18 protein-coding genes and 1 pseudogene are annotated in these 20,067 nt (G+C 70.4%); 2 read left to right on the top strand and 17 right to left on the bottom strand.

All coding sequences use genetic code 11. From position 1 onward, the window contains the following. Positions 1–47 precede the first annotated feature (47 nt). From AF1_RS00945 to AF1_RS00920, 6 genes are all read right to left on the bottom strand, one after another. Entirely contained in the window at positions 48–788 is a 741-nt protein-coding gene (locus AF1_RS00945; RefSeq protein ID WP_067792392.1) for a hypothetical protein, read from the bottom strand. A gap of 44 nt (positions 789–832) precedes the next feature. Next, complete coding sequence (locus AF1_RS00940; RefSeq protein ID WP_067792389.1) at positions 833–1,570, bottom strand: SDR family NAD(P)-dependent oxidoreductase; 738 nt, start codon at positions 1,568–1,570, stop codon at positions 833–835. A gap of 26 nt (positions 1,571–1,596) precedes the next feature. Beyond that, positions 1,597–2,373, bottom strand: coding sequence for an SDR family NAD(P)-dependent oxidoreductase (locus AF1_RS00935; protein ID WP_067792386.1), 777 nt, complete (start codon positions 2,371–2,373; stop codon positions 1,597–1,599). Positions 2,374–2,465: 92 nt separating this feature from the next. Further along, the gene (locus AF1_RS00930; RefSeq protein WP_067792383.1) at positions 2,466–3,800 is read right to left on the bottom strand and encodes an MFS transporter; all 1,335 of its coding nucleotides are present in this window, start codon (positions 3,798–3,800) and stop codon (positions 2,466–2,468) included. Positions 3,801–4,026: 226 nt separating this feature from the next. Continuing rightward, entirely contained in the window at positions 4,027–4,905 is an 879-nt protein-coding gene (locus AF1_RS00925; RefSeq protein WP_067792369.1) for a polysaccharide deacetylase family protein, read from the bottom strand. Positions 4,906–4,938: 33 nt separating this feature from the next. Continuing rightward, complete coding sequence (locus tag AF1_RS00920; RefSeq protein ID WP_084262302.1) at positions 4,939–6,063, bottom strand: asparaginase; 1,125 nt, start codon at positions 6,061–6,063, stop codon at positions 4,939–4,941. Between the two features lie 214 nt (positions 6,064–6,277). Between AF1_RS00920 and AF1_RS00915 the strand changes: the two genes are divergently transcribed. Beyond that, positions 6,278–7,348: a LacI family DNA-binding transcriptional regulator gene (locus AF1_RS00915; RefSeq protein ID WP_067792366.1), complete on the top strand. Its 1,071-nt coding sequence runs from the start codon at positions 6,278–6,280 to the stop codon at positions 7,346–7,348. Positions 7,349–7,581: 233 nt separating this feature from the next. Here AF1_RS00915 and AF1_RS36090 read toward each other — a convergent pair. The 9 genes and pseudogenes from AF1_RS36090 to AF1_RS00875 form a co-directional block, all read right to left on the bottom strand. Beyond that, positions 7,582–7,980 (bottom strand): annotated as a pseudogene (locus AF1_RS36090) (alpha/beta fold hydrolase); the annotation flags it as partial. Positions 7,981–8,218: 238 nt separating this feature from the next. Then, positions 8,219–8,812 carry a biotin transporter BioY gene (locus tag AF1_RS00910; protein WP_067792363.1) on the bottom strand — a complete coding sequence of 198 codons (594 nt, stop codon included), beginning with the start codon at positions 8,810–8,812 and terminating at the stop codon, positions 8,219–8,221. A 33-nt stretch (positions 8,813–8,845) separates the two neighbouring features. Next, positions 8,846–9,061: a biotin/lipoyl-binding carrier protein gene (locus AF1_RS00905; RefSeq protein WP_067792360.1), complete on the bottom strand. Its 216-nt coding sequence runs from the start codon at positions 9,059–9,061 to the stop codon at positions 8,846–8,848. Between the two features lie 31 nt (positions 9,062–9,092). Next, entirely contained in the window at positions 9,093–10,451 is a 1,359-nt protein-coding gene (locus AF1_RS00900) for an acetyl-CoA carboxylase biotin carboxylase subunit (protein ID WP_067792357.1), read from the bottom strand. Then, positions 10,448–11,236 carry a LamB/YcsF family protein gene (locus AF1_RS00895; protein WP_067792354.1) on the bottom strand — a complete coding sequence of 263 codons (789 nt, stop codon included), beginning with the start codon at positions 11,234–11,236 and terminating at the stop codon, positions 10,448–10,450. Before AF1_RS00895 ends, AF1_RS00900 begins: the two co-directional genes overlap by 4 nt. Beyond that, positions 11,236–12,228 (bottom strand): 5-oxoprolinase/urea amidolyase family protein, encoded by a 993-nt coding sequence (locus AF1_RS00890; protein WP_067792349.1) that lies wholly within the window; start codon positions 12,226–12,228, stop codon positions 11,236–11,238. Before AF1_RS00890 ends, AF1_RS00895 begins: the two co-directional genes overlap by 1 nt. Next, complete coding sequence (locus AF1_RS00885; protein ID WP_067792346.1) at positions 12,228–13,190, bottom strand: carboxyltransferase domain-containing protein; 963 nt, start codon at positions 13,188–13,190, stop codon at positions 12,228–12,230. Before AF1_RS00885 ends, AF1_RS00890 begins: the two co-directional genes overlap by 1 nt. A gap of 11 nt (positions 13,191–13,201) precedes the next feature. After that, positions 13,202–14,758: a purine-cytosine permease family protein gene (locus tag AF1_RS00880; RefSeq protein ID WP_207394018.1), complete on the bottom strand. Its 1,557-nt coding sequence runs from the start codon at positions 14,756–14,758 to the stop codon at positions 13,202–13,204. Positions 14,759–14,913: 155 nt separating this feature from the next. Continuing rightward, the gene (locus AF1_RS00875; RefSeq protein ID WP_067792343.1) at positions 14,914–16,428 is read right to left on the bottom strand and encodes a PucR family transcriptional regulator; all 1,515 of its coding nucleotides are present in this window, start codon (positions 16,426–16,428) and stop codon (positions 14,914–14,916) included. A gap of 650 nt (positions 16,429–17,078) precedes the next feature. Here AF1_RS00875 and AF1_RS00870 point away from each other — a divergent pair. Next, entirely contained in the window at positions 17,079–18,242 is a 1,164-nt protein-coding gene (locus AF1_RS00870) for a CapA family protein (RefSeq protein WP_067792340.1), read from the top strand. Here AF1_RS00870 and AF1_RS32845 read toward each other — a convergent pair. Together AF1_RS32845 and AF1_RS00865 are read right to left on the bottom strand one after the other, a co-directional pair. After that, a complete protein-coding gene (locus AF1_RS32845; RefSeq protein ID WP_131732578.1) occupies positions 18,205–18,897 on the bottom strand; it encodes an RNA polymerase sigma factor in 693 nt (230 codons plus the stop codon). The two genes, AF1_RS00870 and AF1_RS32845, sit on opposite strands and share 38 nt — an antisense overlap. A 154-nt stretch (positions 18,898–19,051) precedes the next feature. Then, entirely contained in the window at positions 19,052–19,879 is an 828-nt protein-coding gene (locus AF1_RS00865; RefSeq protein WP_067792336.1) for an SAM-dependent methyltransferase, read from the bottom strand. Positions 19,880–20,067 lie beyond the last annotated feature (188 nt).

Genomic DNA, 20,067 nt, shown 5'->3' with positions numbered 1-20,067 from the left:
ATCGGCGAACGGTGCAGCCTTTCGCGGGCGCCCGCGCGCAGCTTCGGTCACGCCCGGCTCACCGTGCGGGCCCGCACGACATGGCCGTCGCGTACCTCGACAACCAGCTCCGACCCGGACCCCAGCGGGCAGCGTACGGCCGTCGCCTCACCGTCCAGGCGACCGCTCTGGCGCACCCACTCCAGCCGTACGACGACGTCCGCCGCGAAGGCGGCGTCCGGCCCGGGACGCTCTGTGCCGGGCGGAAGGCACCCGGGCGGGAAAGCCGCAGGTGAGGGGATCGGGCGAGCCCAGCGGGCGCCGGTGCCCTCCACCCGGAGCAGCTGGCAGCGCGGTAGCCACACGGGCGAGGCCAGCGCGGCGAGCACCGCACGGGCCCGCGGCGGGCTCGGCACCACCGCCTCGCCCGTACCGGCCATCGCCCTCTCCAGCGCCGCATCGGCACCGTCGTCCGGCGCACCGTCCGGGTCGACGCGCAGGACGATTCCGGGCCGGTGGTCGCGCGGCGGCACGCAGAGCCGGCCGGCCGGGCGCTCGGGGTCGATCGGGACGGCCGGCCCGGACACCCGGGCGCGCACCTCGGCGACCAGAGTGGTCAGGCCGTCACAGGCGACCGCCGCGCCGGTCGGCCCGGTGACCAGCCATCCGCCGGCGCCGGCGGAGATCCGCAGGCCCGGCGCGGGCACGACCCGCGCGACGGCGGCCGCCACCGCGCACCGGGCCGCGAGGTCGCCGATCCAGGGACGGGCCCAGTCACCGGTCCCCCGCTCTCCGCATGCACCGCACATCCGATCGCTCCGTTCGTTCGGGCGGCCCCTACGGGCCGGCGCCATCACGGCATGACGTCGCCGGAGTTCGGGCCGAGTGTCTGGCCGACGTAGAGGTTGCCGCCGGGGTCGCTGGCCAGCAGGACGGCGGTCGGCGCCACCTCCGCCGGGGTGCCGAACCGCCCGAGCGGCAGCTCGGTCCGCTTGGCCGCCTTCCACTCCTCGGTGATTCCCGCGACCATCGGCGTCTCGATCGGCCCCGGCGCGATCGCGTTCACCAGGACGCCCTGCCCGGCCACCTCCAGCGCCAGCGACTTGGTGAACCCGATGACGCCGGCCTTGGCGGCCGCGTAGTGGGTGAGCGACCGGCCGCCCTTGATGCCGAGCTGCGAGGCGATGTTGATCACTCGTCCCCACCCCCGCTCCACCATGAGCGGCACGGTGTACCGGCAGCACAGGAACACGCCGATCAGGTCGACCGCGATGGTCTCCGCCCACATCGCCGGGTCCATCTCCACCAGCGGCGACTCGGTCAGGATGCCCGCCGAGTTCACCAGCACGTCGATCCGCCCGAACCTGCGCGCGGTCTCGGCGACCCCCGCCTCCACGCGGGCGGCGTCGGTGACGTCGATCTCCACGCCGCCGTCCGCGCCGATCTCCGCCGCGACCGACGCCGCACGAAGGGCGTCACGGTCGGCGATCACCACGTGGGCGCCCTCCCGGACGTACGCCTCGGCGATGGCCCGGCCGATGCCGCTGGCGCCGCCCGTGACGAGGGCGATCCGGTTCTCAAGAGCGCGCATATGTGTCGTCTCCTCGCCGGGCATGGTCAGGCGGGCATCCGCACAGTGAGCCCGCCGTCGACGACGAGGCTCTGGCCGGTGACGTACGCGGCGTCTGGGGAGGTGAGGAAGGCGATCGCGGTCGCGACCTCCTCCGGCCGGCCGGCCCGGCCCCACGGGATGTCCTTGCCGGCACGGGCGAGACCCTCAGGGCCCAGGGAGTTCACCGGGTCCGAGGACTGGGGAGTGACGATGAGCCCGGGGATGAGCGCGTTGACGCGGATGCCGCGCGGCGCGAGCTCCACCGCGAGGCTCCGGCACAGGCCGAGCACACCGGCCTTGGCCGCGGCGTAGTGGGCATGGTCGCCCCAGCCGTACACGCCACCGGCGATGGAGGAGACCGCGACCATCGCACCGCCCTCGCCCATCCGCCGGGCGGCGGACCGCAGCGTGCGCAGCACGCCGGTGAGGTCGACCTGCAGCATGTCGTCCCAGGCCTCGTCGGTGAGCTCATCGAGCGGGGCCCGGCGCAGCACCCCGGCGTTGGCCACGGCGATGTCCAGGCGCCCGAACTCCGATACGGCCCGCTGCGCCAGCGACTCGACCTGGGCGGAGTCGCGGACGTCCACCTCGTGCACGACGCCTTCGCCGCCGGCCTCTCGTACCTGGCGGGCGGTCTCCCCGGGGTCGTGCGGGTCCCCGGGATAGGTGCCGATCACCGTGCGCACGCCACGGCGTGCGTACTCGACGGCCAGGGCTCGGCCGATGCCGCTCGCCGCGCCGGTGATGACGGCGACCCGGCTCGGCGACTGCTGGGTTTCCACTGTTTCTCCTGTCGCTCCATCGCCCCGGGACGGGCGAGCCCGTCCCGGGGCGGCACTGGTGGAAGGCGCTCGGCTGCGATCCGGCGGGGCGCTCAGCCCTCGACCGTGTCCACCTTGCGCGCGGCGAACATCACGAAGCCGGAGACGATCGTGCCGATCGCGCCGACGATGAGGGCGGAGTGGCCCCAGTTCGAACCGGCGGCGAGCATCGCGGTGATGATCGCGCCGGCCGCGATGGCGCCCGGCTGGCTGAAGGCGTTGATGAAGGACGCCCCGGTGGCGCGGCAGCGGGTGCTGTAGCACTCGCCCATGTAGAACAGCATCGCCGAGTACGGGCCGATCAGGAAGAACATCCCGAGCGAGTACATGGCGACGACCGCGAAGGTGCCGTGCGCGGCGGTCAGCATCAGGGCGAACATGATGCCGGACAGGATCCAGCCGAAGGCGATCACGTTCCGCCGGCCGATCTTGTCGCCGGCCCAGCCGTGGAACAGGTAGCCGCAGTAGCCGACGGCGTTGATGATGATGAACAGCAGCAGCGAGTTGGCGAAGCCGATGTGCTTGCCCTTGGTCAGGATCGTGGTGCCCAGCACGCTGAACACCTGGATGCCGAACCAGTTGATGAACCACGCGATGCTCAGCACGATGGTGTTGCGCAGCGCGCTGCCACGGAAGATGTCCGCCAGCGGGGCGCTGTCAGAGTGGTCGACGCCGTACTCGGCGGCGAGCTGCCGCGCCTCGTCGCTCTTGCCCTCCTTGCGCAGGGTCCGCAGCTTCTGCTCCAGCTCGAACTGCGGGCTCTCCTTCAGGGTCCGCCGGAGCAGGGCGATCACGATGGCCGGGAAGGTGGCCAGCAGGAAGCAGCCGCGCCAGCCGACGATCGGCAGGAAGATCGCGACGAACGCGGCGGCCAGCAGCGTGCCGAGCGGCCAGCCGCCCTGCACCAGGCTGTAGACGAAGCCGCGGCGCTTCTTGATGGCCTCGTCCTCGGTGACGGCGAAGACCTCGTTGAGGTAGGTGGTGTTCACCGCCTGCTCGGACAGGCCGACGCCGCCGAGCGAGCGGACGCCGACCAGGTAGCCGGCGTTGACGGTCCCGGCCGTGGCGGCCGAGGCCAGCGCCGTTCCGGAGACGGTGAGGATCATGCCCTTCCGGCGGCCCATGCGGTCGACCAGCGGGCCGATGACGAGGACCACCACGGCGGTGCCGACGGAGATCAGCGTGGAGATCAGCGAGGCGCGCTGCTCGCTCCAGTGGAACTGTTTGGTCATCTCGGGCAGCAGCGTGCCGAACAGGATGAAGTCGTAGACGGCGAAGACCCACGCGAAGAAGGCGATCACCGTCGCCTTCCGTGTGTCGCGCTTTCCGACACGGGGCAGTTGCCGGGTGGCACCGCCCCCGGTCACATCGGGTGAGACTGCGGTCATGACAGGAGGACCCTTCTCATGAAACGGGGTGGGACGGGTGCGCCGCTCCGTTGCGGCTCTGGGGGTGCGGCTCTGAGTTGCGGAGAGGGAGGGGATGGCTCCGGCCGGGTGTGGCCGGGGACCCGCCGACGCGGTCCGCCTGTCGGGTTCTGCCGTTTCCGGGCGTGGGGTGGCCGCGAACCGGATGTGCCGCGCCCGGCCGCCGGCCGGGCGCGGACCGGACGGATCAGGCCCGTGGGGTACGGGCCTTGAAGTCGCCGGCGATCTCGTCGAACGTCGCCCAGCGGACGCCGTCGTGGCCGTTGATGTGTTCGATGAGGCGTTCGAGCATGAGCAGCGTCTGCGGACGCCCGGAGACGTCGGGGTGGATGGTCATGGTGAAGGCGGCGTAGTCCATCTCGCGGTAGACCCAGTCGAACTGGTCGCGCCAGAGCGTCTCCAGGTCACGCGGGCTGACGAAGCCGTGGCTGTTGGGGCTCGCCTTGATGAACATCATCGGGGGCAGGTCGTCGAGGTACCAGTTGGCCGGGATCTCGACCAGATCGGTCTCCTCGCCGCGCACCAGCGGCTTCATCCACTCCTCGGCCGGACGCGAGTAGTCGATCTTCGTCCAGTTGTCGCCCACCCGGACGTAGTACGGCGTGAAGTCGTTGTGCATGAGCGAGTGGTCGTAGGCGATCCCCCGCTCCAGCAGCAGTTCGTTGGTGACGCGGGAGAACTCCCACCACGGGGCGACGTATCCGGTGGGCCGGCGTCCGGCGACCCTCTCGATCAGATCGATGCTGCGGTCCAGGACGGCGCTCTCCTGCTCCCGTGTCATCGCGATCGGGTTCTCGTGCGAGTAGCCGTGCACGCCGACCTCGTGACCGCCATCGACGATCATGCGCGTCTGGTCCGGGAACGTCTCGATGGAGTGGCCCGGGACGAACCAGGTGGTGCGCAGGTCGTACTTGCCGAACAGGCGGAGCAGCCGCGGGGTGCCGACCTCTCCGGCGAACATCCCCCGGGAAATGTCGCACGGGGAGTCCTCGCCGCCGTACGAGCCGAGCCAGCCCGCGACCGCGTCCACGTCAACGCCGAATGCGACGAAAATCTCTTTGGGCATGATGCTGGTCCTTCCTTCGGGATTTCTCTCCGGTCATCCGGGCCCGTCGTGCGACCCGGCTCGGTCTTCCGGTGGGGACGGGGCGCGGCCCCGGGAGGGCGCGCCTTCGGACGCGCCGGACGGCGCCCCCGGCCGGTCGTGATCCTCGGACGGCGTGCCGGCGAATGCGCGTACGGCGCCGGTCCGGGCCCGCAACTCGGCCCGGACCCGGGCCGGGTCCCCGTAACGGCCGAGCAGCGCGATCAGCAGCATCCGAGCCTGGGAGGGGCGCAGTGTTCCGGTCGGCACGGCGCCGGCCGCGACCAGGTCGACGCCGCCGCCGTTGCCGTACAGGGCCGCGGTCCGCCCCGCGTGGACGCGTGTGGACAGCGCCACGACGATGCCCGCCGCGGTGAGCCGGGCGACCTCCTCGACGATGCCGGGGTTGGCGTTGCCGGCCCCGGTGGCCTCCAGGACCACGGCGCGGGCGCCCGCGTCCACGACCGCGCTCAACGCCGACGTGTCGGCCCCGGGATAGCAGGCCACGATGTCGGTGCGCGCGCCGTCCAGGCGGAACGCGCTCAGATCCATCGGCTTGTGCCGGACGGGGGTCGCGGTGATGGCGACGTCGCCCTCGCTCACCTGGCCCAGCGCGCCGCCGTCGGGCGCGGAGAACGCCGCGGACGCGACCGTGTGCGTCTTGCGGGTGCCCCGGGCGGCGTAGACCCGGCCGTCGAAGGCGATCAGGACACCGAGATCGCGGCTCTCGGCGGAACGCGCCACCGTGATCGCGTCGGCCAGGTTGCGGGGGCCGTCGGTGTCGGGGGCGTCGGCCGGGCGCTGGGCGCCGGTGAACACGATGGGGCGCGGATCGGCGTGGAACAGGTCCAGGAAGTACGCCGTCTCCTCCAGGGTGTCCGTGCCGTGTGTGACGACGACGCCGAGCACGCTCTCGTCGGTGAGGGCGTCGTGCGCGGCCTCCGCGATCTGCCGCATGTCCGCCGGGGTCAGCAGGTAGCTGTTGACGCAGAACACGTCCCTCGGCTCCAGCGGCACGCCCGGGTCGCCGGGCAGCCGCCGGAACAGCGCGCTCGCCTGGTCGGTGGCCCGCGCGGTCCCGTGGGCGTCATGGCGTGTGGCGATCGTGCCGCCCGTGGACAGGACGACGACTCTGCTCATCCACGCCTCCTCTGAACGTTCCGCCTGTGCACGAAAGGACGTGCCTACCTGCCGAAAGATCAAACCCAAACGTTTGGGCCAATCGTTTGGGTAGCATCGTCCACAACGTCGGGGCTGTCAAGGAATGACTGTTACGATCGCGCTACATCACTTGCCCGGGTCCTGCGGAAACACCGCTGGCCACGGGCACGAACTGCCGGAGGCCGGGCGAACAGTGGGTACGGAAGGTACGCGGCCGGTCACGCTGCAGAGCATCGCGGACCAGCTCGGGCTGCACGTGTCGACGGTCTCGCGCGTCCTCAACGCCAAGCGCGGCGAAAGCGGACGCGCGGCCTCGCCCGCCACCGTCGAGCGCATCCGCCGGCTCGCGGACGAACTCGGCTACCAGCCGAACCCGCACGCCACCAGCCTCCGCACCCGGCGCAGCAACCTCGTCGGCGTGCTGGTCCCCCGGCTGTCCGACATCGTCCTGGCAACGATCTACGAAGGGATCGAGGAGGCCGCTGCCGAGCAGGGCCTGTCGACGTTCGTCACCAACACCGGTGACGCGCCCGAGGCGCAGCGCGCCCGGACGAGGATGGTCATCGGCCGCCGCGTCGACGGCATGATCTTCGGTGACGCCCACGCCGACTCGCATTTCCTCGACGAGGTCGCCGGCCGGGGCGTCCCGTTCGTGCTCGTCAACCGGCGAGCCGGCAAGCACCCCTCGGTCACCTGCGACGACTACCTCGGGGGACGCCTGGTCGCCGAGCACCTCCTCGCCCTCGGCCACGACAACGTCGCGGTCATCGCGGGCGAGCCGTACGCCAGCACCGGCCAGGACCGCACCAACGGGTTCGTCGACCGCTACCGCGAGGCCGGAATCGATGTGCCGGGCCGGCGGATCGTGCACTCGCCCTTCGACGCGGCCGGCGGCCACGCCGCCGCCGAGCGGCTGCTGGACGACGGCGCGCGCCCTTCGGCGATCTTCGCGGTGAACGACTTCGCCGCCATCGGAACGATCGGCGCGCTGCGCGACCGCGGCATCCGAGCCGGCTCGGACGTCGCGATCGTCGGCTTCAACGACACCCCGCTGGCGGCGGAGCTGCCGCTCCCGCTCACGACGATCCGTTCGCCCATGCACGAGATGGGGCGGCGAGGCATCCAGATGCTCGCCCGCCTGCTGGCCGGAGAGCCCGTCGAACCCGAACTGCTCCGGCCCAGGCTCATCGTGCGCGCGTCCAGCGATCCCGCGCTGTACGCCCAGCTCGGCCTGGTCACCGAGGCGGCGAGACCGCGGGAATGATCCTCCGCCCGCAGGCCGGCAGCGTGCCGACCGGGCCGCACGGCGACGTGCGCGTCCTCCCACGCGCACCAGTCACGCGCGGCCTTCTCGCGCACGGCGGGATCGGGATCGTGCAGCAGCCGGCCGTAGGCGTCGGCGAGGCCGCCGTCCCGATCGGCGGCCGGAACACCGTCGCGGAACCGTGCCCACTCGGCGGGGAAGAGCCGGCCGACGTCGCGGGTGATCCACTCCACTTCGCGGCGCCGTGTGTTGGTGACGGCGAACAGGACCAGCTCGCCGACCCGCTCCGGGTGCCGTTCGGCGTAGGCGAACCCGAGGGTGGCGCCCCAGGACCCGCCGAGCACCAGCCACTCCGCAACGTCCAGGTGGCGCCGCAGGACCTCGATGTCCGCGATCAGATGGGCGGTGGTGTTGGTGCTCAGATCGATGACCGGGGCGCCGGCGTGGGGCGTGCTGCGGCCGCACCCGCGCTGGTCGAACAGCACGATGCGGTAGGCGCCGGGATCGAAATACCGGCGCCATGCGGGCGTGCACCCGGAACCGGGACCGCCGTGGAGCACGACGGCCGGTTTGCCGTCCGGGTTCCCGCACACCTCCCAGTAGACGAGCTGCCCGTCGCCGACATCCAGCATGCCGTGTTCGTGGGGGTCGATCTCCGGATAGAGCTCGGACATTCCTTCCTCTCCCGACCGGTTCCCGCGCCCCGGTCGCCGCGAGCCCATCCGGCCTCATCGAGCCGGATGGGCGCCGGCGGCGAGTCGGGCGAGTCGAGCCTGTCGGACATCGTAGGAGGGCGGAATGAACCGGCGCGACACCGTGACGGCCGGGACGCTCATGAGACGGGCCGCAGGTCTGACGCGGCCGTCACGGTCAGTGCCGGGACTGGCCGGTGCCGGTCCAGCGCCAGGCGAGGGGGAGCATGCCGGCGGCGATGGCGATCTTGAGTCCGTCGGTCAGCAGGAACGGGGTGACGCCGGCCGCGATGGCCTTTTCGGCGCCGAGGCCGAGGGACAGGGCGAGCCAGACCGTGCCGATCAGGTAGATCAACGCGTTGCCCGCCGCCATGAGACCGACGGTGCTGAGCGCCCTGCGGTCGTTGCCGCGGCGGGCGAGTTCTCCGACGAGCGCCGCGGCGAGGACGAATGCCACGATGTAGCCGAACGTGGGACCACCGAGGCCATGCGTGTGACCGGCGTACCACGGCACGCCGGCCGCGCCGGCGACGAGGTAGAGGAGCATGGCCGCCGCTCCTCGAACCGTCCCGAGCGCGGCCCCGGTGACGAGCACCGCGAGCGTCTGGAGGGTGAAGGGCACCGGGCTGAGCGGGGTGTGGATCGACACCTGGGCGGCCAGGCCGGTGAATCCCGCGCCGGCCGCGATGAGGATCGCGTCGCGGACGATGGAGCCGGGCACGCGGTCGGCGAGGACACCCGGGCGCCGCAGCGAGACAGTGGTGGCGGTCATGGTCGTACTTCCGTTCTGGTCATCGGGTCGTTCTCAGGAGATCTCGGCGATCAGGTCGCCCTCTTGGAGGACGCCGCCTTCGCTGACGGCGAGCTTGCTGACGGTGCCGGCGGTCTCCGCCTCGACCGGGATCTCCATCTTCATGGACTCCAAGATCACGAGGGTGTCCCCGGCGGCGACGGGGCTTCCCTCCGCGACCAGGACCTTCCAGACGTTGGCGGCGAGTTCGGCGACGATCTGCTGGGCCATGGGGGGTCTCCTTCAGCTGACGGGCTCAGGCTCACGCGCCGCGCGCCGCGCGCATGCGCGTGAGCACCGCGGTCGTGTACGTGCCGGCGGCGAACGACGGCTCATCGAGAAGTTCGCCGTGGAAGGGCAGGTTGTGCTTGGGGCCGCTGATCGTGAACGACTCCAGCGCGGCACGGGCCCGGGCCAGGGCCGCCTCGCGGGTGTCGGCGTGCACGATCAGCTTGGCCATGAGCGAGTCGTATGACGGGGTGACCGTCGTTCCATGGGCATAGCCCGCGTCGATCCGGACTCCTTCCCCGGCCGGCTCGTTCCATTCAGTGATCGAACCGGGGCCGGGCAGGAAACGGATCGGGTCCTCGGCGTTCACCCGGAACTCCACGGCATGCCCCCTCGGCCGCAGCGCGGCGAGGTCCACCGACGGCGGCAGGCCGGACGCGATGCGCAACTGCTGTTCGACCAGGTCGAGGCCCCAGACCGCCTCGGTGACGGGATGCTCGACCTGCAACCGGGTGTTCATTTCGAGGAAGACGTAGTCCTGCTCGCCCGGCTCGCCGTGGACCAGGCACTCGACGGTGCCGGCGCTGCGGTAGCCGACGGCCTTGCCGACCTGGATCGCCGCGGCGATCATGCGCTCGCGCAGGCCCGGGTCGAGGCCGTGCGCGGGGGTCTCCTCGACGAGCTTCTGGTTGCGCCGCTGAACCGAGCAGTTGCGTTCGCCCAGCGCCGTCACGGTGCCGTCGGCGAGCCCCAGAAGCTGCACCTCGACGTGCCGCGCCTCGGGGTAGTAGCGCTCCAGCAGGATGCCGGCGTCGCCGAACATGCGCTCGGCGAAGCCGCGCACGGTCCTGACGTGCTTGCGCAGTTCCTCCTCGGTGGTGGCCACGGCAAGACCCATCCCGCCGCCTCCGGCCGCGGCCTTGACCATGATCGGGTACCCGATGCCGGCCGCGGCCGAGACCGCGGCGGCCTCGTCGGCCACCGGCTCGGTGGTGCCGGGCGCGACGGGCATGCCGGCCGCGGCGGCGGCGTTCCGGGCCCTGATCTTGTCGCCCATCAGGTCGATGACGTCCGGGTCGGGTCCGACCCAGGTCAGCCCGGCGGCGTGCACGCGGCGCGCGAAGTCGGCGTTCTCGGACAGGAAGCCGTAACCGGGGTGAATGGCGCGCGCGCCGGTGCTCTCGGCGGCGGCCAGGATCTTCTCGGCGTTACGGTACGACTCGGCGGGGGCGGCCGGTCCGAGCGGCACCGCCTCGTCGGCCTCCCGTACGAAAGGCAGCTCCGCGTCGACATCGCTGTGCACGGCGACGGTCCGGACGCCCAGCCGCCGGGCCGTCGCGATGACGCGCCGCGCGATCTCTCCCCGGTTGGCGACGAGCAGCGACTCGATCATGACCGGCGCTCCCCCTCGTCCTGGGTCACGAGCATGTCGGCCAGGGGGACGACGTCGATCCCGCTGTCGTCGAGCGCCCGCCGCACGGCTCTGGCGATCTCGGGGCCGTTGGGAGCGTCCCCGTGCAGGCAGAGCGACAGGGCGTCGACCTCGAGATCGGTGCCGTCCTTCGCGGCGACCTTGCGCTCCAGGACCATCCGGACCGCGCGGTCGGCGACGAGCTCCGGGTCCCAGGCGAGTTTCACCGGCTCGATGATGAGCTTTCCGGCGCCGTCGTAGTGCAGGTCGGGAAAACCCTCGGGGACCAGGTGCACGCCCTCCGCCGCCACCGCGTCGGCGGTGTCGCGGTGCAGCAGCATGAGGGGCAGCCCCGCGTCGACCTTGGCGATGGCCCGGGCGACCGCCGCGGCCAGGGCCGGGTCTTCGGACGCCATGACGTACAGCGCGCCATGCGGCTTGACATGCGCCAGGCGGCCGCCCGACGCGCGGACGAACGCGTCCAGGGCGCCGATCTGGTAGAGGCAGTAGTCCTCGACGTCGTCCGGTGGGATGGTCATCCGCCGCCGGCCGAACCCCATCAGGTCCGGAAAGGCGATGTGCGCCCCGATGGCCAGGCCGTGCTCCACGGCGCCCTCGACGGTACGCCGCATCGTCGCGGGGTCGCCGGCGTGATAGCCGGTGGCGATGTTCACCGACGAGACGTGCGGCATCATCCCGAGGTCGTCGCCCAGCCTCCAGCGGCCGAAGCTCTCCCCCATGTCGCAGTTGACGTCGATCCGCGGCATCACAGCTCCTCGAAGTGGTGCGGGTTCGTGGTGTAGTCGGTGCGTCCGGCGAGGGCGAGCGCCTCATCGAGGGAGACCTCCCGGAACCGGATGGTGTCGCGGCCGGGCCGCAACTGCCCCACCTTCCACAGGCCCGCGTGGACGACGGTGCCGATCACGGTGAACCCGCCCGCGGTCGGACCGTCGGGGCCGAGGATGACGGGGACGTCTCCATTGGTGTTGATCCCGCCGAGCGGGTAGCTGCCGTCGAGGACGTTGGACGGGTGGCCGCCGGCCACACCACCGGATGCGCGCGCCCATCCGAACCGGTGGCTTTCCAGCCGGGTGCCGACGCGGTTGGAGTTGAGATCGACCTTCCACTGGCGGCCGACGAAGTCCTTCCAGTCCTGCTCGGTCAGGTAGTCCGGGTCGGCGTGCGGGCCCCGCATCACCTCGATCTCCCAGTCGTTGACGAGCGGCGGCCGCAGCGCCATCGGAACCCGCAGCCGCGGCGGCGCCGCGGCCTTCCATCCGTGCAGGACGTCCCCCTTGGAGAGCGCCCGGCCCTCGACGCCGCCGATGCCGCCCATGGTGTAGGTGGCCCGCGAGTGCATCACCACCGGAACGTCGATGCCGCCCGCGACGGCGAGGTAGAGCCGGAAGCCGGGACCCTTGATGATGGAGCAGGCGATCTCGTCCCCGGACACGACGCGCACGGTCTCCCACATCGGGAGGGGCGCGCCGTTGAGGGTGATGCCCGAGCCCTCGGCCCCGGTCACCGCGACGGAGGTGTCGGCGAGGACGCGCAGGCGCAACCGGCCCATGGGGATCTCCAGCCCCGCGGCACCCGGGTCGTTGCCGACGAGGGCGTTGGCGATGCGGAACGCGAGATGGTCGACCGGCCCGGCGGGAAAGAAGCCCTTGGACTGCAGGCCGAGGCGTCCCGGGTAGTCCTGCACCGATGTCTGCAGGCCCGGCGAGACCACATCGAAAAGCGCGTGTCGGTCGGACATTACGGCACCTCCACCTTCTCCGCGGCGGCCTCGCGGGCGATGCGCAGCCTCTCGGCCTCGGCCTGCATGGCCGAGGTCTCCGCGAGGTAGCCCGCGACCGAGAAGGGATCGTCCTCGATCGCGTACTCGTATCTGTTCTCCAGCACGTCCGTGCGGAGGTCGAGCAGTTCCTCCTCGCTCACCCGCTCGAAGCGCACCCGGTCTCCGGGACGGATGAGGATCGGGTCGTCCTGGAAGACGCCGTGCCGTGCCAGGACGTCATAGACCGTCAGCGTGCGGCCGAACAGCTGGTATCCGCCGGGCGCCTCGACGGGGTAGATCGCCACGCACGGCCCGCCGATGCCGACCGCTCCCTCGGCGGTCCAGGTCCGCGTCGGGTTGTACTTCGGCACGGTGATGGCGTTGCGCGGATCGAGGGGGAACATGAAGGGAAGGCCGGGGAAGAAGCCGGTGTAGGCGTTCCACCACTCGGTCCCGGTCACGGTGGCGTACAGCGCCTCCCGATCGGGCAGCCCGTTGTAGTCGACGATGTAGTCGATATTGGAATTGTCGCGGATGTTCGGGGCGTCCTGCCGGATGGTGGTCCGATAGCGGCGCACCGCCTCGCGGCTCTCGGAGTCGTCGAAGGCGATCGGCAGCGTGATCAGCCGGCTGGGGATCACCAGCGATCGCACGGACTGCTGCGCGTCGTGGACCTCCTCCACCGCGTCGACGAGGTCGCCGCGGCCGATGGTCGCCGGATCGTACTGCAGCAGGAGGGAGCGGAACCCCGGGGCCGCCTCGACCAGTCCCTTGATCGGCGAGGCGGCCAGGTGCGCCGCCATCGACGTGACGAAGAAGTTCAGCTCCAGGTCGAGCTTCATCTCCCCGTACTCGATGAGGACGTAGCGGTCTCCGGCGGCGCGCCACGTGATGGCGGGCCGGTCGCCGCTGGCCGGGCGAGCCGTGATGATCGCATTCATTGATGAGCCTCTCAGCGTTCCGCGCTCACGGCGCGGGCCAACTCCGGTGATTCGGCGGCGCAGGCGGAGCAGATGGCGGCACCGGCCGCGCTCGGGTCCCGGTCCATCTCGACGGCGACGTAGGACCGGTCACAGACGTGGCAGGCGATGCGGGCCTCCCAGACGTCCTCGACCTCGTCGCGGGGGTCGTCGCCGCGGACCCGCAGGGCGCTGGGTGCCAGTTTGAGCGCCGCGTAGTACAGCACCGCGGCAAGGGCCACGGTGATCAGGGGCGCCAGTTGCGCCAGTGTGGGATCGGCCTTCTGCTCGGTCAGCGCGATACCGGCCGCCGAGGCCGCCAGCCAGGCGCCCGCACCGGCGGACAGCGGGGCCAGCCGCCCGGGGCGGAACTCCGGCAGGCCGTCGCGGTCCGCGCCGCGCACCGCGATGTGCACGAGCGCGATCGCGACCCAGGCGGTCACGAAGACGCCCTGCCAGGCCAGCGCCCGCAGCAGGTAGCTGAGCACGTCCGTGAGCATGAGCAGGTACGCGATGCAGCCGGCCACGGCCACCCACACGGCGCGGGGCAGCCGCAGCCGGAACACCCGGGCGGCGAACGACTCCAGGTTCGTCGAGGCCAGGTAGTAGTTCGCCGTGTTGATGCGGGTCTGCGAGACGAAGATCAGCAGAACGCCGAAGAACCCCAGGGACTTGATGACGGCCTCGACCACACCGGTCTCCGACCCGCTGATGTTCCAGGCGCGCAGCAGGTAGATGCCGATCAGCCCGTTGACGCCGAAGGTGAAGGCGTAGAAGACCCACCCGAAGGTGACCGTGCCGTGGAAGCGGGCGTCCTCGACGCGGCCCAGCCGGGCATAGTCGATCGTGTACATCATCATGATCCACACGCCCATGTAGATCAGGTACGACGTCAGCCATCCCGGCAGCGAACCGTGCGCCGCGGCCGAGTGCAGCCAGTCGGTCGGATACCCCTGCTTGACGGTCGCGGCGATGACGACCGCGATCAGGCCGAGGACGTAGAAGGGAAGCAGGACGCCGTTGAGCTTGTCCAGCCAGGCGCGCACTCCGCCGATCACCAGCGGAAGCGCGTAGAGCACGGCGAACAGGTACCAGAGCTTGAGGTTTCCGCCGAAGTACTGCTGGAAGGTCACGGCGACGATCGAGCCCTCGAAGACCCCGTAGTACAGCGCGGTGGCGGCGAAGATGAGCGGCGCCAGGGCCGCACCGAGCGTTCCGAACAGCCGGCGCGACAGAAGCGCCACGGTCAGTCCGGTGCGGGCGGCGTAGCGGGACAGGACGAGGTTGACGGCCCCGTACGTCGCCGTCGACAGGACCATCCCGGCGATCGTCGCGGGCGCACCGACCGCGTCGGCCGAGGCCACGGCGACGTACAGCCAGAACATGGCGGAGAACAGCGCCCACCATGCCATGGCCAGCGACCAGCGTCCCGCCCGCCACGAGCGTGGGACGACGTGGGTCGAATAGTCCTCGGTCGCCGCCTCCTTGACGACGCGCGGATCATCCTCGAAGGACAGGTCGAGTTCCGCGGGCTGGGACGTCACGGTCATGCGGGCCTCCCGGGTCGGTACTTGCGGTACCCCGATCGCCCAAGACTGAGGGTGGGAAAACCCTGATCAGAATGCGCGATCCGCGCAGTGCCGACCCGTCGTCTGCGCATTTCGCGGACTGGCGCACCGTCGCTCTCCGTAGGCCGCGTCCGCCGTCAGTCACCGGTGCCGCTATCGATGATCGTCAACGCCGTCCACAGCTCCGCCCGCAGCCCCGGGTCGGAGAACCGCCTGCCGAGCAGTGCCTCGGCGCGTTCGAGCCGGTATCCCAGCGTGCGGCGGTGAATCCCGAGCGCGGCTGCCGCCGCCTCCGCGTGCCCGTTGTGGGCGAGATACGTCCGTACGGTGCCGAGCAGGTCGATGCGGCACGACTCCGCAGCCGCCAGCGGCGCCAGCAGCGCGCTCGCCCAGGCGCGCGCGGTCCCCGGGTCGACGTGCGCGAGGAGCCCCAGAGCGGCCACGTCGCCGACCGTCAGCAGCCGGTGCACGGCAGCGGGGGGCAGCGTGTCGGCGAGCGCCGCGATCCGCGGCCACACCCGGGGAATCTCCGCTATGGAGAGCGGGTCGCTGACGGCGCCGCGGCTCCCGCCCACCGAGCTCAGCGCCGACTGCAGCACGCCGATGTCCCCCTCCACGGTGGGCACCACCGCCACGACGCGTCCCCGGGGATCTCCCGCGACCAGCGCCGAAACGATCTGCAGGCTGCGATTGTTCTCCAGCACCTCCAGCAGGTCACCGCGCAGTTCCGGCTCGGTCGTGAGCACCGCGAGCCGGACCGGCTCCTCGGGCAGCGGAAGACCCAGCTGGGCGGCCACCCGTTCGGCCAGCTCGTACTGCCCCGCGAGAACGAGTCCGAGCACGGCGGCCCGCTCTCGCCGCTCGCTGTCCAGGAGGTCGGCGGCACGGGCGACGTCCAGGCCGAGCAGCGCGACCGCCGCATCGATCACCCCGCGCTCGTGGGCGCTGCACGGGGCCGACCTGCCGACCGCGAGCACCCCGGAGGGCCGCTCGGCTCGCCCGACCGGGAGCACCGTCACCTGTGCGTCACCGATGTCGAACGCCGCCGCGCGCCACGAACGCTGGCGTTCCACCGCGAGCCGGACCCGCTCGGTGTGCCGCCGGGCATTGTCCGGGGCGCCGGCGAGCAGATCGCCGTTCCGTGACAGCAGCAGCACCCAGGCGTTCAGCTGCTCGGCCAGCACGACGACCAGCGAGCGATGGGCCGGCGGCGTCGCGGCCGCGCGCAACAGCGCCCGGTGCCGCGCCAACGCCAGATTCTGCTGGGACCTCTCGTCATACGTGAGGCCGTCGGCCACGGCGCGCACCACGCTGCTGAACCGCGTGTCCGGGGGCACCTCCACCACGGTCAGGCCGTGCCGTCCGGCCGCGGCCAGGAGTTCCTCGGGCACACGGCCGTGCGTGAGCCCGACCCCGAACCCCAGCGCCGGAACGCCCGCCCGCGTGATCCGCTCGGCATAGCCCGCCCAGCGCCCGGTCCCCGGGGGGAGGCTCAGCCCGGTCGTCAGCAACATGGTGCCCGGTTCGAGGAACGGCGTGGGGTCCTCCTGCTCGCTGATGTCGGCCCAGTCCACTTCCACGTCCGGGCTTCCGTTGCACAGCCTGAGCGAGAGGTCCCGATTGTTCAGCAGCTTGGCAAGACTGACCGACACATAGGCAGATTACGGCACAAATCACACTCATTGCCGCAGCGGCACCATGCCGGACACCACCGAGTCGACAGCCGAGACCGCACGTGGCGGCGACGACGAAACGCGGGCCCTCGGGTAGCCACGGGGCACACAGCGGAGCGTAGAAGGCCGAGGTGGGTGGACACCGGATCGGACCCGGAACACCTCAATCCCGAACCGGGGACGCGCACAGTGGCGGATCACTGGCCGCGCTGTCGCATCCGGCTCTCCCCTCAAGGTTCGCAGCCGACGATGAAAGCTCGCGAGCCGCCGCCGAGTCGTGTCAGACCAGCGGGAACGGCACCCGAGCACCCCATTTCCACGTCAGGGCTACCACCGAACCATCGGCACCCGTACTCATAACCCCGTTTACCCCGGCACAAAAGACCCAGAACCCAACAGACACGACCGCCCAGAAGATGCGCGCCGTCAGCCCCTCCGAACCGATGCGCGCGTCACCGTACCGGCGATATGCACCTTCGGTATTCGCTCTACACAATACCAACAAAAGCATTATCAACGATGATCAACCTTCCAGTAAATTACTGTTTCAAGTGGCATGAGATGTCAATAAAGCAACTATGCGAACTTCGGCATCAATTCCAAAACTCCCGAACGGGCAACGGCCCACCATGGGCAGGCTCGCGACAAGCGCCCTGTTGATCGGCGCGCTCGGGCTCGCCACAGTGACCGGCTGCGACGACGATGACCACCATTCCGCGAGCCTGCAGCGGGCAGCTAAAACGGACGGCCACAAAACGGATCGATTTACCGTCGCGGCGACCGGCGATTTTCTTCTGCACCGAGTACTGATCGATCAGGCGGCCTCCGACGCGCGCACCAAAAGACAGGGCGGGTACAACTTCATGCCGATGCTCGCCCAACTCAAGCCCGTGATCAGCCAAGCGGATCTGGGGGTCTGCCACATCGAGACGCCGTTGGCCTCACGATCGGGCCCCTTCCTCGGCTACCCGGTGTTCAACTCACCGCCACAGATCGTGGACGCGATCCGCGGGCTCGGCTACGACACCTGCTCCACCGCCTCCAACCACTCCATCGACCAGGGGGAACCGGGCGTGCGCCGCACGCTCGACACCCTGGACAAGGCGGGCATCAGGCACGCCGGCACGGCCCGCGGCGCGGAAGAGGCGAAGAAGATCAACATCCTGGACGTCAAAGGGGTCAAGATCGCACACCTTTCCTACACATACGGCACCAACGGCATACCGGAGCCCCCTGGAAAACCCTGGCTCGTGAACGACGGGCTGAACCCCCACAGGATCCTCGCAGACGCGGGCAGCGCCAAGGAATCCGGTGCCGACGTCGTGATAGTCAGCCTCCATTGGGGCCAGGAATACCAGCACGAAGCCACACCCGAGCAGCGGCACCTGGCGGCGACACTGCTACGCTCCCGCAATGTCGACCTGATCCTCGGCGACCACGTACACGTCGTTCAGCCTTTCGAGCAGATCAACGGCAAGTGGGTCGCGTACGGAATGGGCAATCAGGTCGCCAATCCGACCGCGAACGCCCAAGCCACCCACGAAGGGCTCGTCGCCCGGTTCACCTTCACCTGGAACTCCCGCGAACGGCGATGGAAAGAGCAGCCCTCTTTCGTCCCCACCCTCGTCGCACCTGGGCCGCCCATCAGACTCCAGACTCTGATCCGCGGCGATTCGGCGGACCAGGCAACCATTAACGACACGACACGAGTCGTACGCAGCCTCGGATACGACGTTCCCGACGCTTCGGATCAGGTCACCTCAATGAACCTTCAACGCCCTGCGGGGCAGTGAACCTCGAATCAAAGAGAATCCTCCTCCACAACGCTGTTGAAGCCCGGTGAGACGGCCAACAAGCACCATGTTCCCGACAACAGGCGGCGGCGCACCTGATGACCTCGGGGTAACTGAGTTCGGCCAAGGCCACCAGCAGCAGGACGTCACGGTCGCCATGTTTCAGCCGGGCCAGTACCGGGCCTAACCCCGAGCTTGCCGCCGTCACCGCGCCGGCGACGCTGTTCTCGTGGCTCTCCACGACGTCATCGGTGTGCATGCGAGCCATCGCACGGTAGCGGCGCAGTTCGTCACGGCGGTGGCGGCTGATCAACCGCGTCGCGATGCCATAGAGCCAGGGCCGCGCGGAAACACGCGCGGTGTCGAACACTCCACGACGGCGGAACGCGATCAGAAAGGTCTCCGCGGCTATGTCGTCCGCGGCATCCGCTCCGAGCCGCCTGTCGACGTAGCGGTGTATCTCCCCATAGTGACGGTCGAAGAGGATCGCGAACCGTTCGGGATTACGGCATGCCGCGGCGATGACGTCGGCGTCCGATGGTTCTTCCGGCTGCGTTGACGTGTCGACCCCGGAGGGTGCGCCCGTCATGGCTTGACCTGCGGCGTTGGAGGGATGGCCATGCAGGACCCTTCCGGAGGCATAGAGGGTGGTCACGCTCTCTATCGCCCGAAGCCCGCGTATCCCTTCTCGGGACGGAGGCCACGCCCAGGTAGATGGTGTATGAGAAAGCCACCTGCCTGGACGCGGCGCTTGCAATCCTGACGAGGGTGCTCATCGGCGGCCGTGCTGCCGTGCCTTGTCCTGTATGTCAGGCCGGTTTGTGGCCGACTCCGCACATGGAATCCACGTTCGCCGGTGTGTCGCCGATATCGGGCAGGTCCGGCCGCCACATGGAGGTGGGGACCACGCCGGGTTCCACCGGTTCCAGCCTGTCGAAGAATCGGGCTATCTGGTCGGGGCTGCGCAGATGGTAGGAGCTTGCGGAGTTGGCGTTGTAGGTCTCGATGGCGTGGTTCAGCGTCGCATTGGTGTTGGTGCCGTCGCTGAGGGCCAGGTAGCTGCCGGCCGGGAGCGCGTCCAGCAGATGTTCCACGATTCCCCACGGGTCGTCGGAGTCGGGAATCTGGCCCATGATGCCCAGCAGGGTGAGCGCGATCGGCCGGGTGAAGTCCAGGGCCTTGGCCGCCTTCCTCAGGATCAGTTCCGGGTCGCGGACGTCGGCGTCGATGTAGTCGCAGGCGCCCTCGGGGGTGCTGGTCAGCAAGGCTTGGGCGTGCACCAGGACGAGGGGGTCGTTGTCGACGTAGACGATCCGGGATTCGGGTGCCACGCGCTGGGCGACTTCGTGGGTGTTGTCGACGGTGGGCAGCCCGGCCCCGATGTCGAGGAATTGCCGAATCCCTGCTTCGCCGGCCAGGAAGCGCACCGCGCGGGCCAGGAAGTAGCGCTGCACGCGCGCCAGCAGCGCGATGTCGGGGAACATCTCCTGGATCATGTCGCCGACCTGGCGGTCGGCGGGGTAGTTCTCCTTGCCGCCCAGCAGATATCCCCAGACCCGAGCCGAGTGCGGTCGATCGGATCGGATCCGATCGGACGGCCCGTCCTGCGGGGTGTTTCCGGCGGAATGATCGGTCACGATCTGAGTGTCACACGGCCGGGCGGACCGGGGAGCGAACCGGCCCAATATGGCCGGGCACGGTAAGGGTCGCGCAAGCGAGGCGGAACCGGACCATCATCGGCCGGCAGCCGCGTCAGTACACACGCACACCCGCGAGGGTGACGGTCTCCGGGAAGCCGCGTGCCGGTCTCCTGCCGCCCGTCCGC

Origin of the sequence: Actinomadura formosensis NBRC 14204 (genome assembly GCF_001552155.1) — a bacterium.
Taxonomy (GTDB): domain Bacteria; phylum Actinomycetota; class Actinomycetes; order Streptosporangiales; family Streptosporangiaceae; genus Spirillospora; species Spirillospora formosensis.
This window is presented reverse-complemented; position numbering and strand designations above follow the sequence as displayed.